The organism is Mammaliicoccus sp. L-M44 (assembly GCF_022386355.1).
Taxonomy (GTDB): Bacteria; Bacillota; Bacilli; order Staphylococcales; family Staphylococcaceae; genus Mammaliicoccus; species Mammaliicoccus sciuri_A.
In genome coordinates this window covers 19,437-35,880 of sequence record NZ_JAJNIU010000007.1, presented here as the reverse complement: position 1 = coordinate 35,880, position 16,444 = coordinate 19,437, and the positions used below count along the sequence as shown (strand labels likewise).

The 16,444-nt window shown below is 31.9% G+C and carries 16 protein-coding genes and 1 pseudogene; 5 read left to right on the top strand and 12 right to left on the bottom strand.

Going from position 1 to position 16,444, the window contains the following annotated elements; all coding sequences use genetic code 11:
* Nucleotides 1-8: 8 nt before the first annotated feature.
* On the bottom strand, nucleotides 9-938 hold the full coding sequence (locus LQ611_RS05450) for a CobW family GTP-binding protein (RefSeq protein WP_051539241.1): 930 nt from the start codon (nucleotides 936-938) through the stop codon (nucleotides 9-11).
* A gap of 200 nt (nucleotides 939-1,138) precedes the next feature.
* On the opposite strand from LQ611_RS05450, the gene LQ611_RS05445 reads away from it, so the two are divergent.
* On the top strand, nucleotides 1,139-1,585 hold the full coding sequence (locus LQ611_RS05445) for a MarR family winged helix-turn-helix transcriptional regulator (protein WP_025904738.1): 447 nt from the start codon (nucleotides 1,139-1,141) through the stop codon (nucleotides 1,583-1,585).
* Between the two features lie 95 nt (nucleotides 1,586-1,680).
* On the opposite strand, the gene cydC is transcribed toward LQ611_RS05445, so the two are convergent.
* Nucleotides 1,681-3,348, bottom strand: a complete 1,668-nt coding sequence (gene cydC, locus LQ611_RS05440; protein WP_107565346.1) for a thiol reductant ABC exporter subunit CydC — start codon at nucleotides 3,346-3,348, stop codon at nucleotides 1,681-1,683.
* Nucleotides 3,345-4,958, bottom strand: coding sequence for an ABC transporter ATP-binding protein/permease (locus LQ611_RS05435; protein WP_025904736.1), 1,614 nt, complete (start codon nucleotides 4,956-4,958; stop codon nucleotides 3,345-3,347). Before LQ611_RS05435 ends, cydC begins: the two co-directional genes overlap by 4 nt.
* Before the next feature lie 160 nt (nucleotides 4,959-5,118).
* Between LQ611_RS05435 and LQ611_RS05430 the strand changes: the two genes are divergently transcribed.
* The 3 genes and pseudogenes from LQ611_RS05430 (at nucleotide 5,119) to LQ611_RS05420 (ending at nucleotide 7,340) form a co-directional block, all read left to right on the top strand.
* The gene (locus LQ611_RS05430; RefSeq protein WP_107590440.1) at nucleotides 5,119-5,964 is read left to right on the top strand and encodes an undecaprenyl-diphosphate phosphatase; all 846 of its coding nucleotides are present in this window, start codon (nucleotides 5,119-5,121) and stop codon (nucleotides 5,962-5,964) included.
* Nucleotides 5,965-6,048: 84 nt separating this feature from the next.
* Nucleotides 6,049-6,636: pseudogene (locus LQ611_RS05425) on the top strand (hypothetical protein); the annotation flags it as partial.
* Between the two features lie 248 nt (nucleotides 6,637-6,884).
* On the top strand, nucleotides 6,885-7,340 hold the full coding sequence (locus LQ611_RS05420) for a YaiI/YqxD family protein (protein WP_025904733.1): 456 nt from the start codon (nucleotides 6,885-6,887) through the stop codon (nucleotides 7,338-7,340).
* A gap of 18 nt (nucleotides 7,341-7,358) precedes the next feature.
* Here LQ611_RS05420 and LQ611_RS05415 read toward each other — a convergent pair whose 3' ends face one another.
* Nucleotides 7,359-7,610 carry a hypothetical protein gene (locus LQ611_RS05415; protein WP_025904732.1) on the bottom strand — a complete coding sequence of 84 codons (252 nt, stop codon included), beginning with the start codon at nucleotides 7,608-7,610 and terminating at the stop codon, nucleotides 7,359-7,361.
* A gap of 74 nt (nucleotides 7,611-7,684) precedes the next feature.
* Here LQ611_RS05415 and LQ611_RS05410 point away from each other — a divergent pair, with 74 nt between their 5' ends.
* Nucleotides 7,685-8,254: an LOG family protein gene (locus tag LQ611_RS05410; RefSeq protein WP_025904731.1), complete on the top strand. Its 570-nt coding sequence runs from the start codon at nucleotides 7,685-7,687 to the stop codon at nucleotides 8,252-8,254.
* Here LQ611_RS05410 and LQ611_RS05405 read toward each other — a convergent pair.
* From LQ611_RS05405 to LQ611_RS05370, 8 genes are all read right to left on the bottom strand, one after another.
* Complete coding sequence (locus tag LQ611_RS05405; protein ID WP_025904730.1) at nucleotides 8,229-8,699, bottom strand: 2-thiouracil desulfurase family protein; 471 nt, start codon at nucleotides 8,697-8,699, stop codon at nucleotides 8,229-8,231. The two genes, LQ611_RS05410 and LQ611_RS05405, sit on opposite strands and share 26 nt — an antisense overlap.
* Before the next feature lie 12 nt (nucleotides 8,700-8,711).
* Nucleotides 8,712-9,251 (bottom strand): GNAT family N-acetyltransferase, encoded by a 540-nt coding sequence (locus LQ611_RS05400; RefSeq protein ID WP_239709438.1) that lies wholly within the window; start codon nucleotides 9,249-9,251, stop codon nucleotides 8,712-8,714.
* A 68-nt stretch (nucleotides 9,252-9,319) separates the two neighbouring features.
* Nucleotides 9,320-9,652, bottom strand: a complete 333-nt coding sequence (locus LQ611_RS05395) for a DUF779 domain-containing protein (protein WP_025904728.1) — start codon at nucleotides 9,650-9,652, stop codon at nucleotides 9,320-9,322.
* Entirely contained in the window at nucleotides 9,653-11,173 is a 1,521-nt protein-coding gene (exaC, locus tag LQ611_RS05390; protein WP_025904727.1) for an acetaldehyde dehydrogenase ExaC, read from the bottom strand.
* 282 nt (nucleotides 11,174-11,455) lie between these two features.
* Nucleotides 11,456-13,027 carry a hypothetical protein gene (locus tag LQ611_RS05385; RefSeq protein ID WP_025904726.1) on the bottom strand — a complete coding sequence of 524 codons (1,572 nt, stop codon included), beginning with the start codon at nucleotides 13,025-13,027 and terminating at the stop codon, nucleotides 11,456-11,458.
* Between the two features lie 86 nt (nucleotides 13,028-13,113).
* Nucleotides 13,114-13,407 carry a hypothetical protein gene (locus tag LQ611_RS05380; RefSeq protein WP_025904725.1) on the bottom strand — a complete coding sequence of 98 codons (294 nt, stop codon included), beginning with the start codon at nucleotides 13,405-13,407 and terminating at the stop codon, nucleotides 13,114-13,116.
* Between the two features lie 68 nt (nucleotides 13,408-13,475).
* Nucleotides 13,476-14,327, bottom strand: a complete 852-nt coding sequence (locus tag LQ611_RS05375) for an SA0632 family lipoprotein (protein WP_119494623.1) — start codon at nucleotides 14,325-14,327, stop codon at nucleotides 13,476-13,478.
* Nucleotides 14,328-14,397: 70 nt separating this feature from the next.
* Nucleotides 14,398-16,440, bottom strand: coding sequence for a cation:proton antiporter (locus tag LQ611_RS05370; RefSeq protein WP_025904723.1), 2,043 nt, complete (start codon nucleotides 16,438-16,440; stop codon nucleotides 14,398-14,400).
* Nucleotides 16,441-16,444: the final 4 nt, after the last annotated feature.

Sequence of the window (16,444 nt, the reverse complement as noted above, 5' to 3'; positions counted from 1 at the left end):
ATCATCTCCTAAGAAAAGTTCAACATATCTAACTTGTTACGAATATTTGCTTTATCTAAAGATTCACCTATTATGACAATTGTTAAAGGCATATTCATTATTTCTGGTTCATATTGAGGTACCCCAAACGCATATTGAAATAAATAAGTTTGTTCTGGTTCTTCTCTAAATTTGAGAAATCCTTTAATTCTAAGAATCGAATCAGGTAATTGTCTTAAGAAATTCATTAATAATTCCATTTCTATCGGACCACTAAATGTATAATTTATGGATTGAATACCGTGATGATGACTATGTTTAGTTTGAAGTGACAAAGCCTCATTTACAGGTATTTCAACACCATCAATATTTGAAAACTGCGTAAAGTGTAGCACTGGTTGATGCTTGATCGTTTGTAATGATGTTTCTAATGATGCTTTTTCTTCATCAGATAATTCATCAGACTTATTAATAATAATCAAATGAGAATATAACATTTGTTCTTCCATTAATTGTTTCGTCTGAACGGTATATCTCGATCTTTCTAAATATCTTTTCCCGTCCATTACACCAATAATTGTTGGCATTTCAACTTTATCTATTAATGTAGGGTTTTGACATGCATCCACAACTTCTACAGGATGCGCAATACCAGTAGCTTCAATTAATACAAGATCAGGCTGGTCTTTATGATATAAATTATGTAATACAACTTCAATATCATCTTTCAATGAGCAGCATATACAACCATTTAATAAACTTTGAGTAGAGACATCATCACCTAACAAATTGCTATCAACATCAAAAGAACCAAATTCATTCATAATGATTGCGACCTTTTGACCAGATTCCTTTGCTTTCATGATGAGTCTTTGAAGTAATGTTGTTTTACCACTACCTAAAAAACCTGTCAAAATTGTTACTGCCATTTTATTTTTATTCTTCATACTTTGACTCATATTCAAACCACCTTTCTGTAATTATATGATATAAGCTCAGAAACTACAAAGACTTAAAGTTCATTCTATAACTTATACATTAAATATTATAAATTACACATCACTAAAATATTTACAAAATAAAAATATTCATTATATAATGAATTAGGAAAATTCAAAAAAATAATGAACCATTGCATTTGTAGTTTGGGGGAAAGATTATGCCGGATAAATTAGATATCCAAAACCAATTGTGTTTTAATTTGTATAATGCGCAACGACAAGTTAACCGCTATTATTCAAACAAAATTTTCAAGACGTACAATATTACATATCCACAATATTTAGTATTAACGATTTTATGGGAAACCGCACCGGTCAATGTCAAAAAGCTTGTAACAGACTTAGCCCTAGATACAGGTACTGTATCCCCTTTATTAAAAAGAATGGAAAATTTAGATTTAATTAAACGTGTACGTTCTGAATTAGATCAAAGAGAAGTGTTTGTTCATCTAACAGAAAAAAGTGAACAAATGAAACCACATTTACACCAAGCTTCACATTTAATTCAAGATGTATCAGAGTTAAATGATGAAGAAACTAATCAATTAAACAATTTATTACAAAAATTGATCAATAATGTAGATAAAATCAATCAAGAAAAATAATACAGCAAGCATCTATCATCTTGCTCAAAATAAATAAGCATATCACGCAACTGAATGCTCAGTTTAAAGTGATATGCTTATTTTTTGCTTGTTATTTATTCTAATTGTTCATTATATTGAATGACTTTATATAAATAACCTTGTTCTTTAATGAGTTGTGAATAACTACCTTGTTCTATGATATGTCCTTCATTCATGACGATTATATGATCGAAGTTTTGTAAATATTTCAAGTTATGCGTCACAATCACAATTGTATCGTCTTTATTTAATAAAAGATTCATAACATTTTCTTCATTTTCTTCATCTAATGAAGCTGTTGGTTCATCAAGCAACCATATTTGTGCTTTTCTTAACAATAATCTTGCTAATGATAAACGTTGACGTTCCCCACCTGAAATGTTCTCAGCATTTTTAGTTAGCTGCTGATCTAAGTTTAAATGATTTAAATTTACGGCGGCAAGAACGTTTATCATAAGCTCATCTTCTGCTTCAATTAATAAGTTCTCTCTTACTGTGCCTTCAAAATAATGATTATGTTGCAACATTGTATTGATATCATTCACATAATCTTCTTGAATCACATGAGACAACTGTTCATTTTTATAGGATAAAGTACCATCGTTCACACTATATAATCCCATTAATATATTAAGCATCGTTGTCTTACCTGAACCTGAAGGACCTATAATAGCTATATGATCTCCTTCATTTATTTCAAAGTTAATTTGAGATAACGTTTCTCTTTCTTGAAAATCATATTTAAACATTACATTCTCTGCTTTATACAATGCATGATTTTGAACTGAACGTTCTTGAGGCACATCAAATGATTGATTGATGACTTCTTCAATATTTTTAAGACTTCGCTCTGTATCCGCTTTGTAAAAAGCAACATTAGTCATCGGGATAGCTTGTTCAAATAACGTAATTGTTATCATTAATATACTCGCAAAGAATACAGCGTTTAATACACCATCTTGTATTTGCCAAATACATAAGATCGTCATACACCAAATACTCACCATCGATGATAAATTCAGCATAAAGTCATAAGAACTTAAAAATTTCTGTTCTTTATATTTTTTATCTTCATATTGATATTGTTTATTTAACACTTTCTCTTTAAATGCACGATATTGTTGGAATCTTTTTAATTCTGAACGTCCTTTTTCAAAATCAAAGTATTCAGCAACATATGCTTCTTCACTTTGTTGAACATCTTCAGCCAAACTTTCAGCTCTTTTAGCTGATAAATAAGGGATGATGATGACTGACATCAACATTGAAAGTCCTATAATCACACCTGCATATATATTGAAATTAATCATCACGAGTATTGTTATAAATGTCGTTATGATAATAACAAATGGTGGATAATATACTCTGAGTAAAATATTTTGTAATCGTTCAACGTGGTTTACCATTTGCGTTAATAAATCACTCGAACGGTATCTTCTAAATACGTTTGGAACGATTGGAATGAGTTGATTAAACAAGTTAACACGTATATCCCTCAACATTGTAAATGTTGAACGATGTGAATATAATCTTTCGAAATATCTAGTAATTGCACGAACAAAACCGAATAATTTAATAGATACAATTAAAATCATTAATGCATATAAAGGTGTTCCAAGCGCACTTTTAGATATCATATATCCACTTAAAGCAAACATTCCAAGTGCAGTTAACATGCCAAATACGCCTATTACAATAGAAAGATAGAAGTCTTTATCAAATTTAATTTTTAATTTTTTCATGACATCCCACCACCTTTTTGAGATGCGTCATATGATTGAACGGTTCCATTATGAATTTCTATATAATCAGTGGCATATCTCAATACTTCTTTTCGATGTGCGATTGTGAGAATAGTCTTTTGATGCGCAAATTGGTTAACAGTTTGTACGATAAGTTGTTCGGTTTCAATATCTAATCCAGTTGTTGGTTCATCAAAAATAACCACATCTGGATCAAGTAATAGTAATCTGGCTAGTTCTATTCTTCTCATTTCTCCACCAGACAGCATTTCATAACCATCACCTATCATCGTATGCATACCTTTAGATAATTGTTTTACTTTTTCAAATAAGCCCACTTCAGTTAACACTTCGTCAACACGATTTTCATCATAATTTTGGAACATCGTGACATTTTCATACAAAGATGCGCTGAAAATATAAGGTCTTTGGGATAAATACCCCATTTTGAGTGGTTTTTTATAAATAATCTTACCTTCATTGGGATTCAATTCATTTAACATAAGTTTAATTAATGTCGATTTACCTGCACCACTCGGTCCAATAATTGCTGTATGATGATTTTCTTTTATACTTAAATTGATTTGATCAAATGCAAAATCTTTACGTTCTGGGTAAGTGAATGACACATGATCAAATTGAATGATATCTTCATCTTTAATATTTGAATCAATATGAATATTTGAAGCTTGTATAGATTCTTCATTATTCATTTCTTCAATCAATTCAATATAACCTTCACTTTGTTTACCCGTATGGAAAGCTTGTCCTAAATCTTTAATCGCATTATAGAATTCTGGTGCCAATAATAAAGTAATGATGGCAACTACAAAAGATACATCATGAAATACGATTAATCTTAAGCCTACTTCTAGTGCAACAATACCTATTCCAAGCATCGAGATAAATTCCAACATTAAGCCTGATAAGAAGGCACTTTTCAAAATTTCCATTGTTAAATCTCTAAATGACGTACTTGATTTATAAATTTTTTCAGTCGTTTCATGTGTTCGATTGAAAAGTTTTAACGATACGAGACCTTTTGTTAAATCTATAAATTCTGCCGCAAATTGATCTAACGATTGCATTTGGTCTTTCGCTTTATCACGAGTTCTCAGTCCAAATACAATATAGAACAGTGGAATAAACGGCGCTGTAATCATCATAATTAACGCAGCTGGCCAATGAATAAAGAGTAATGTAACGATAATCGATACTGGGATAATGGTTGATTTGAAGACTTGAGGCAAATAAGATTCATAAAAAGGATGTATACCCTCAACCACTTCAGTAATCATTGTTATTTTAGTTCTATCTGTTTCATTATTTATCAATTGATGTCTAACATCTTTTTTAACTTTATATGAAAGTTTTTGTCCTGATAATTGATTAAGGTAGTTAAAGCATGCTCTTAAAAGCAATACAATGAGCAAGATTGCTAGCCATAAATAAAGTTGCTGACCATTTGATTTTACGACGAGCATTTGGTTAATAATTTTCCCTAAATATATATTTTGAAATACGACTGTTAAACTTAATAAAAACGAAGCTAGAAACATAAATATTTGCAACGTTTTATAATGCATACTATACTTTGTTAAATCTTTCACAATCTCACCACCTTGTTCCATTATAACGCCTTTACGAAAAAAATAAACTAAAATGTATTATTAAATATTAGCATATTACAATGTAATATTTGGTACAATGATGATACGGTGATTGTCTCTAGATAACCACAGACTTTCATAAAAACAGAGGAGCAAAGCTATGTTTATATTAGAATTAATAAAAGCCATTATATTAGGTATTGTTGAAGGTTTAACAGAATTCGCACCTGTTTCATCTACAGGTCATCAAATTTTAGTAGATGATATGTGGTTAAAATCCAAAGCCTTTCTTGGAAGCGAATCAGCATTCACATTTAAAGTTGTGATCCAATTAGGTTCAATCCTTGCAGCCGCATGGATATTTAGAAATCGATATTTTGAAATGTTACATATTAAACAAAATGAACAGCAAAAAAGAAAATTAAAATTGTCACATATTATTGTCGGGCTTGTACCAGCTGGTATTCTCGGACTATTATTTGATGATTTCATTGAAGAACATTTATTTAGTGTCCCAACTGTATTAATCGGTTTATTACTTGGAGCTATATATATGATTGGTGCGGATATGTATTCTAAACGCGTCACAAATCCACACAAAGTAGATGATATGAACTATCCAAAAGCATTTGTAATTGGTCTATCTCAAGCAATTGCATTATGGCCAGGATTTAGTCGTTCAGGTTCAACCATTTCGACAGGTGTCTTCTTAAAGTTAGATCATAAAGCTGCTTCTGACTTTACATTTATTATGGCCGTACCTATTATGTTTGCAGCAAGTGCAAAAGCATTACTTGGAAATCTACAATTTATAACGATAGATCAAATACCTTTCTATATTGTAGGGTTTATCGCATCATTTATATTTGGACTGATTTCAATCAAATTATTCTTAAAACTGATTAATAGAGTAAAATTAATACCTTTTGCGATTTATCGTATTATTTTAGTTATTATTATTGCTATTGCATATTTCGGTTTTGGAATTGGTCAGAATATCGGCTAACGTATCGTATCAATCGTTTGAATATTATGATATAGGGTATTGGAGTAAGATATATTATAAGAAATAACTACGGAGGAATGACTCATGAATGATAAAGTTAAATTAATTGTTAACACATTACCACTTGTATTAGTACCATTAATTAGAGAACGCAAAAAAATAAAAGAACATCCAGATGTTAAACATGTAACTGAAACGACTGTTGATTTTTCACATAAAGTAAAAGATAAAACAATCGAAACGAAAGATAAAGTTGCAGAAAAAACACAACCTGTAAAATCATATGTCGTTCAAAAGAAACGCTTATATGAGTACAACAAACAAATGAAACAACCTTTTAAAGAAGAACAAAAAGAAGCAAAACAACAACAAAAAGAAATTGATCATTTAGATAAAAAACTTCAAAAAAATATCGATGCGCGTAATAAAGAAGAAGAAAAAGCACAAAAAGAAAATAAAAAAGCGCGTATTAAAGAACTAACACACTACCAAAAGCTTGAAGAACAACAAGCTAAAAAAGGTGAAAAACTTCAAAAAGAAAACGAAAAAGATGTATCTAAGTTAGATAAAAAGTTACAAAGTAATATCGAAGCGCGTGAACAAGAAGAACAAAAATTAGAGCAACAAAATAAAGAAGAACGCATTAAAGAAATAAAGAAGTATGAGGGACATCAAATGAACACAGCAACTACACAAAGCAGTAATGCAAAATCAATCAACGACGTAAGCTCTAAACAAGCAAAACCAAACATTCAAGAATTAGTCAATGAAAGAGTTAGAAATGAGAAAGAAGAAAAATCTAGTCATCTTCTATTTAATCAACATAAATCGTCTATGTCTCAACATATCAGTCAATTTCCATATGATGAACATACATCTGAACATAAAAAATCTAAAAAAAGATTTCGCCGCAATAAATGATTAACAGAATTATTATAGATGGAGATGCTTGTCCAGTTACGGATGATATCATTCGCTTAACTCAACATACAGGCATCTCTGTTCTTATTATTAGAAGTGTTAACCATTTCTCATTAACGGAATATCCTGATTATGTTTCAACAATTTATGTTGATCATGGTGCTGATAGTGCAGACTTTAGAATTGTCAAATTGACGCAACCAGATGATATCGTTGTGACGCAAGATTATGGACTAGCGAGTCTTTTATTAAATAAAGCCCTTCACGTTATCCACCATAAAGGTTACGAGTATACATCTCAAAATATTGAACAACTGTTAACGCAAAGACACATTTCTGCTCAAGTACGTCAACAAGGTGGTAGAACGAAAGGTCCTAAAAAACTCACACAAGAAGACCATAAAGTTTTTTCAGAATTTCTATCAAAATTAATAAAAAAACATTCTGGACAATGATAATCGTCCAGAATGTTATTATTCTATCATTTGTTTTTTAGCTTTTTCTAAATTAACTTTATCTATTTCTTTCATTTGTTCTAATTCTAAACGCATCTTATCTGTTTCTAATAAGTAGTTCTCATGCTTTATTTTTTCAAGCTCTAATTCATCTTTAACTCGTTGGGATTTAATTTTTTCTATTCTAACCGTTTTACTTTGATGGTTTTTTATAAGACCCGCTACTGATGAAATAAGCACAATAAGCACGACCATTAAAAATATATTCACAGTTATACCCCCTTCTTAAATAATAGAAGTATCTTTTAAGTTATTATACTACATATGTGAGAGGAGTAATATATATGAAGAAAATTGCTGTTTTCTGTGGTGCAAGTAAGGGAAATGACCCAATTTATACAGAACAAGCTTATGCGTTAGGTAAATATTTAGCCGAAAATAAATATGAATTAGTATATGGTGCCGGATCAACTGGCATGATGGGAGCAGTAGCCAATGGTGTCATTGACCATGATGGTATTGCTATTGGCGTAATGCCAAGATTTTTAGGAGAACGTGAAATCGCTCATGAAAATTTATCAGAATATCATGTTGTCGAAACAATGCATGAAAGAAAACAAATGATGTCTGATATGGCTGATGCATTCATTATGTTACCTGGTGGTGCTGGTTCTTTAGAGGAATTCTTTGAAATTTATACATGGTCTCAAATAGGACTACATCACAAACCAATTGGTGCATTAAATACTAAACAGTTTTTCAATCCATTAAGTTTAATGATTGATCATTTAATATCGACTGAATTTATCAGTTCAGATTATAAAAATTTAGCGATTATTAAAGAAAGTATCAATGATTTATTTAGTGCTATGAAAATGGCACAACCTGTTAAACTTCGTGATTATCAAAAATAGTTAAAAATGTTTTTTCATCATAGACGTTAATATCATTTAATGTAAAGAGGGCTGTCGTGACACCGACACCTTCTTTTTTATTTCCCGTAAATGTACCATCGTATATAACTGTACTACCACATGAAGGACTGTCACTTTTCAGAATAACTGTCTTGGCATTTAAATCTTTAATAATAGAGAGTGCACGCTTAGCGCCTTCTTTAAATTGTATTGTGACATCACGACCTGTAACAGTCATGACCTTTGCTTGATCATTCCACACATCATAACCATCTCCTCCGATGATTTCTGCTGGTTCTCTTGGAACTTGTAAGCCACCTAATATTTCAGGACAAATACTAATCGCTTTCTTCTCATCTATTAAATTCTTATAGAATAAATCCAACTTATGGTTGCCATCATACCTTACTTTTTCTCCAACTAAACATGCACTAATAACGATCATATCATCTACTCCTTACAATACTTTATGATATAAAACATGTGCTGCTAAATCATCATCATGTATGACTTTTGGATGCAAAAAATTCCTAATATGTTTCATTTCTAATTTTTCCATAACTCTTCTGGAAGGTTTATTAATTTCTGACGTAAAACTATACACTTCATCAATACCTTTTGATTTAGCATATGTTAATACCGCTTCCGCCGCTTCTGTCGCTAACCCATTACCCCATACATCCTTATCCACTCGCCAACCTATTTCATAAAAAGGTAATTCTGGGAAACTTAATTCGCTACCTTCTGGAATATAATTCAAACCTACCATACCGATAAAGCTTTTAGTTTCTTTTAATTCCACAGCAAATAAACCAATTTCATGTTGATCGATGACTGATTTCATTTGGTCAATCATATTTTCAGTCGCACGATAGCTCAATATATCTGGAAAGTATCTTCTCACTTCAGGACTTGCATTCATACTTTGAAATAATGCAACATCCTCGTCTTTCCAATTTCTAAGTATTAAACGTTTTGTTTCAATGTAATGTTTCATTTCATTCACCCAACCTTTATCATATTCAAAAAAGGATGTACTAATATTTTAGCACATCCTTCAAAAAATTATGATCTTACTGAACTTCTAATGTGAAATCTCTTCCCTGTTGGGCCTTCTATACTAAACATACCGCCTCTTCCATCAACAACATCGACTTCTAAATTCGTATGTTTCCAATATTCATATTGCTTATTATTCATATAGAATGGGACACCTTCAATTTCACCTAATTTCACATCTACATCTCCAATAATTAATGTTCCTTCAACAAATAACATTGGAGAGCTACCATCACAACATCCACCTGATTGATGAAAAATAAGGTTTTCACCATGTGTTTTCTTTAATTCTCTAATGAGTGATTTGGCTTTTTCAGTAGCAGTAACTTGTTCAGTCATTTAGAACAGTCCTGCAGGCTTCTCGTCATAACTCACGAGTAAGTTTTTAGTTTGTTGATAATGTTCTAACATCATCTTATGGTTCTCACGGCCAATACCACTCATTTTGTAACCACCGAAAGCAGCGTGAGCTGGATAAGTATGGTAGTTATTCACCCATACACGACCTGCTTGGATACCTCTACCAAAGCGATAAGCTTTATTTTGGTTTCTAGTCCAAATACCTGCACCTAAACCATATAAAGTATCATTCGCCATTTCTAATGCTTCTTCATCATCTTTAAATGTTGCTAATGATAATACTGGTCCAAAGATTTCTTCTTGGAATATTCTCATATTTTGTGTGCCTTTAAATATCGTTGGTTCGATATAGAAACCATTTTCTAATTCTCCAGCTTCTTCTCTTACATTACCACCAACTAATACTTCTGCACCTTCTTGTTTACCAATGTCTAAATAGCTCTTAATTTTTTCAGCTTGTTCTTGTGAAGTTTGTGCACCAAGCATTGTTTCTGGATCTAGAGGATTACCTGTCTTAATTTGTTTTACACGTTCGATACATTTTTCGATAAATTTATCATAAATATCTTCATGTACCAATGCTCTTGATGGACATGTACATACTTCACCTTGGTTAAGTGCAAACATTACTAACCCTTCAACAGCTTTATCTAAGAAGTCATCATCTTCATCCATAATATCTTTGAAGAAGATATTTGGTGATTTACCACCTAATTCAAGCGTTACTGGAATTAAGTTTTGACTCGCATTTTGCATGATAATACGACCAGTAGTTGTTTCACCCGTAAATGCAACTTTATTAATATTTTCATGTGTCGCTAAAGCTTGTCCCGCTTCTGCACCAAAACCATTTACAACATTAATCAAGCCTTCTGGTAATAAGTCTTGAATTAGTTCAATAAGATGTAAAATAGATACAGGCGTTTGTTCTGCTGGTTTAAGTACAACAGCGTTACCTGTAACGATTGCTGGCGCTAACTTCCAAGTAGCCATTAATAATGGGAAGTTCCATGGAATAATTTGACCTACAACCCCAATAGGTTCCTTAAAGTGATACGCAACTGTATTATCGTCAATTTGAGAGATTGCCCCTTCTTCTGCTCTGACCACACCACCAAAGTATCTAAAATGATCCACAACTAATGGTAAATCAGCTGCTAGACATTCTCTAATAGGTTTACCATTATCAAATGTTTCAATAACTGCTAATTCTTCTAAATTTTCTTCAATACGATCGGCTATATCTAAGAGTAATTGCGAATGTTCAGCTGGCGATTTTTTTGCCCACTCAACTTGTGCTTTATGTGCTGCTTTAACTGCTTCATCTATGTCTTCTTTTGTAGAACGAGGAATTTTTGCATATACTTCACCAGTTACTGGCGATCCATTATCAAAGAATTCACCATTTTTAGGATCCACCCATTTACCACCGATAAAGTTCTGATACTTGTCTTTAACTTTGTATTTTGCATTTGCTGCAGTTGGATATTCAAAAGCCATATTAAAACGCCTCCCTTAAATTAATTACACTTTAATTTTAATCTAGGAAAACGCTTACATCAAATAAAATGCATTTTAGATTATTAATAAAAATTTAAATAAAAAGTAACAAATATCTATATGCAAAAAGCGTCTGGAGCATAATCTTATGCCCAGACGCTTCATTATCGTTATATGAAATTTATTGAGAGAGAGTGCTAACTGTCAAAATTCCGAATTCTGGTAATTAGATGGGCACTCTCTTACGGACATTTCTCGGAATTCTGTCCCTAACGACACCCGTTATTGTACGTTTAATGTCGTTTTGGCTATCACGTTGCCGCCTGATAAGACTTCAACTTCTACTTCGTTGTCTGCTTCGTTTGCTATTTTGGATTTAAAATACCAATCGGTTACACCGTTTTTAATTTTTGGTGATACTGAACTTGAAACACCTGGTGCTTGTCCGTCGAACATGCCTACTTCTTGTCCGTCTTTATTTTTAATCGACAACTGGAATTTATGATTTACTAATTTCGATTCATCGACATGGACTGTTATTTGAAATTTCTCTTGTTTCTGAACGGATGATGGCATTTCAAATGCACCTTGGTCACTGTTGGATGATTGATTATTATTTTGTTCTTTTGAACGAGATGTTGTTGATTGATCAGCTTTCTTATTTTTACGGTCTGAGTTTGCACCATAACTTCCAGATGCATAAGTTGAGGAATCATACCATTTATATCCTTGTTTAGGTGTTCCCCAAGGTTCTTTTTCATTTTCTCTACTGTTCTCTGGTTGTTCAAAATTTAACAACTGCGTTTTTTCATCAAGTTGAACATTCATAGATGATAAATCTTGTTGGTCATCTTTTTTATTTAACCATTCTACAATTTGCATAATCATTTTTTGGTTATCTTCTTCTTTAAATCCATCATAAGTCTTTTTAGTTTCTCCGTTGTCTTCACGTTTATACTTTGGCGACTTATCTTCTACCATTGAAGAATCGCCTATAAATGCGCCTTTACCTTTAGATACTTTGCTCACAGCAATATATGGACCTTCATTGCGGCCACCACCATTGTATATACCTTGGTCTACAGCATGATTCCATGCATCATCTTTTGATAATTTAGGAACAAAAGCGACACCTTTTGCTTTATTAGGATCTGTAATGGCGATTGTTGAACCGGCATGCATCGATACTGCTTTAACACCTTTAGTAATTCCAAAGCTATCTTTTTCATCCGCTAAATCATCTACTTTAATGTTACCTAATGCATTGTATCTAAATCTTAAGCCAAACACTTCGTTTAAGAAATCTCTACTTTGAACATCTTTCATCTTATCTGACGAGCTTTCTTCAGCGTTCATGCCTTTTGTAGGATTATCAAAAGCACCTCTTCTATAACCGTTCATCACTTCTGAAGAATCATATCGATTAAAGTTTCTATCGGCATTATAATGATCACTAATCATTAATATACTTCCACCAGACTTCACATATTGCTCTATAGCATCTTGTTCACTCGCTTTAAGTGGATTATTAGCCTCTGGAATAACAACGACTTCATATTTTTTCATCTTGTCATAATCTAATAATTGGTTATACCCTAAATCTGTTACTTCATAGTTTTCTTTAGTTAATGCATCAGCAAAATCAGAAAAGCCACCATTGATGACCCAATCTGCACTTCCCGCTGTTTGACCATGCGCACTATCAAACAAGACTTTCCCTTTTATGTCATCACTTTTAGGTGATAATACAATTTTTCCATCTTTGCCTTCTTTCTCAGTTGCGTCATTTGAACAACCCGCAATAACAAAGACAATCAGTGTTATTAAACTCAATATCGACAGTTTAGACTTCATCATATTTCTCCTTATGTATAAAATATGGAGCGAGTGAGAAATCTTTTAAACTTAAAAGATTTCATCATCCCGCTCCGTTATGTGTTCTATGCTTTTCTAATATATGTTAGCAGTTTAATTGTTACAGGATCAGTATCATAATTTTTAAAGCCTCTAGGAACTTCAATCGTTGCATCAATCAAATCGTTAACATCATTAAAACGATATGTGACTTGATTAATATTAGATTTGCGATTAAAAATTACTGCTTCTGATGGCCAACTTCTAACCTCACCTGTTGTTGATTGTAATGTTCGACCTGTGATTGTTTCGATTTCATGACCTAATTCTAATAATGTCATTTTTCCGCCTTCAATCAGAACAAATTCTTTTTCATGCACGATGACATCCCTCTTTTCAAATAATCCTTTGTTGTTTATTCCCTAATACAATTCAATCTAAACGCGACCTATAAATCTAATTTAAATGATTTTACTTTATCAGTTGCATCATCAAATGTAGCTGTTTTACTTACGCCACCTTTTATATTGAAAGTAGCACGGTTATTTTTAAGCGCTTCATAGGCTTTTTGAGAAATTGGAATAGATTTTAAACTTTTTGTCTTTTCACCAGGCTGATATTCATCTGTATTTTCTTTAGACTTTTTCATGTACTTTTCATTATGAGAATCTGGTATAAATGATGCATAATCAGATCGTTGTTTATGACTGCCATCTTGAATAGATGCCGTATTATCATAGTATAACTTATGATTTGAAGTATTTTCAGTTAATACTTCATACATCACGACATAACCATTTTTTGCACCGTTAAAAAGTAAGACCTGTCCTTCAGGCATGTTATGCACTTGGAAAATTTGCAAATGATCAATATTGACTTTCATGCCACTGTCTTCAAATTGAAAATGTTTATCTTTAAGATCATGAATGAGTTCAACATCTCCATTTGTTGACGTTCGAATTGTATTAGGAAATGGCTTTTTTGCTGAGTCCTCTTTACTTTCAGCACTTGAAGTTTCTTTTTTGTCTGTTGAATCTTCTTTGCTATCTTTAGATTCTTCTGTATCTGATTGATTACTTTTCACTTCATCTTCAAGTTTTTTTAATTGCTCTTCTTTATCTTTAATACTTTCTTTTAACTTTTCATTTTCTTTTTCTAAAGACTTTTTATCTTTTTGATAATCTTTAGTCGATTTCTCTAAAGATTTAATTTCTTGTTCTAGATTTTTCTGTTCATCATCATTGCCACACGCTGCTAGAATAATTGATGAGCTCACCATAAGTAAAAGTGCCTTCTTCATAGGTGTCGCCTCCTATATATAGTCTTAAACATTTTACCACACAACATGTAAGCTATCTATTGAAAACAAACTATATGCTGTTACCGAGAACAATCATTTCATCATAATTAACAGATTCTCTTAGTTTGATTGCCATTGAACGACTGACTTTACCTTCTTCTGTTAACTGATTAATCATTTCTCTTTGAATTCTTAATGCGTAAATTTCCATTTCTGTATATACAGCAGTGTGATTACCTTTAAAGTAATCAGGTGTTAATCTTTCAACTTTGTTTAAGTAAGAATCACATACAATACTAATTTCAAATTCATTGTTGTCATTCATTTCTTCAGTTAATCTTTTAACAACATTGTAATGCACTTCTTTACTGATAAATCTCATCTCTTTAATATTACTTTCAATTGAAAGTGAACTGGTAGCATTAATGAATGTTTTAATTTTTCTACGTCTAATAAATAATTTCAACATTAATTTCACTTTTGTATATAATGAAGCATTTTTAAATGTTGATGAACGTTCAGTAATTTGTCTGTAGTTATCAAATGTACTTTGAGATATTTTATTTTCTTTAATGAGTTTGTCCAAAGTGTTGAATTCTGTATCAATCGCAATGCGTTGCATACGTTCTAGCTCTTTTATATCTTCGTCTTTTTCTTCATTTTCTCTTAAGAACGATAATTGCATATGATAACTACGTGTGATTTTACCGTAAATATAGCTTGTTTCTTTACTGTAAAATTCTTGTAGATTTTCTAATGCACTTTCAATTAATAAAATTTTCGCTTCGTTAAATGTTAATAAACTTTGATCTTTCGGTTTAGCTTTTGGTGTAACGAGTGGCAATATTAATTGCGCGAGTACAAGACTGATTAAAATAACACCAGTTGCGATAAACAATAGATGATCGCGATAAATAAAATCAGTGTGTTCTGACAATTTAAATGGCAACATCAATGCGATTGCTAATGAAATGGTACCGTGAACACCACAAACCGTCATAATAAACGCATATTTAAAGCGATTTGGTTTATCTATTTCTGATTCTGGCGCAATATCTTTACCCGTATTTAACATTTTAGAAAATCGACTTTCTGGTAAATAGAAATATGGATATGAAATAAGCACCCAAATATATCTAAATAGATACACTAATGCAGCTACAAATAGTGTAATTCCAATAACATGCATAATTTCATGTTGTGGTTCTTCTAATATATTAATCATGACTTCAGGTATTAAGAAACCTAATAAAATAAATACAAAACCGTTTAATAAATAGCTCAGTAAATCCCATGTATGATTATATGTTACTTGCTCTTTCGTCGTTGCTTGAGCAATTCTGTCTTTTTCAACACCGTGAATTAAACCTGCAACAACTGCAGCAATAATACCTGATGAATGGAATGTTTCAGCAATAATATAAACTAGAAACGGCGTAATAACCTGGATGAACGTCAACATATTACCGTTATTAATCCCATTACGTGTTAAATAAACACGTAATTGTACAACACCATAACCAATAATAAGACCAACAATTGCGCCACCGATTGCAGTTATAAAGAACTGTCCAACTGCACCAGTTAATGAGAATGACCCACCTACTAATGCGGCTAATGCAATCTTAAATGACAAGATACCTGCAGCATCATTCAGTAAAGATTCACCTTCTAATATAGTCATAGAACCTTTAGGCAATAATTTGCCTTTCGCAATAGCTTGAACGGCTACCGCATCTGTAGGTGACACGATTGCACCAATTGCAAAACATGCAGCTAATGGTAATTCTGGCCAGATAATATGTAATAAGAAGCCTAGACCAATAACTGTTGAGAATACAAGCACTAATGCCATAGACATAACGGGTTTCAAATATCTCGCTAAATGGAAACGTGATACCGAAATACCTTCTAAAAATAGCAATGGTGCGATAATCCCTACCATAAATACTTCTGACTCAAAGTTTAATTCAACTGGAATTGGAGATAAGAATATAACAAAACCAATTATAATTTGAACAAAACTTAAAGGTATCTTAGAAATATAATGATGTATGATTGAACTTAGGATGATACCCATGATGAACCATAAGAAACCTTCAAATATGGCCATAAAA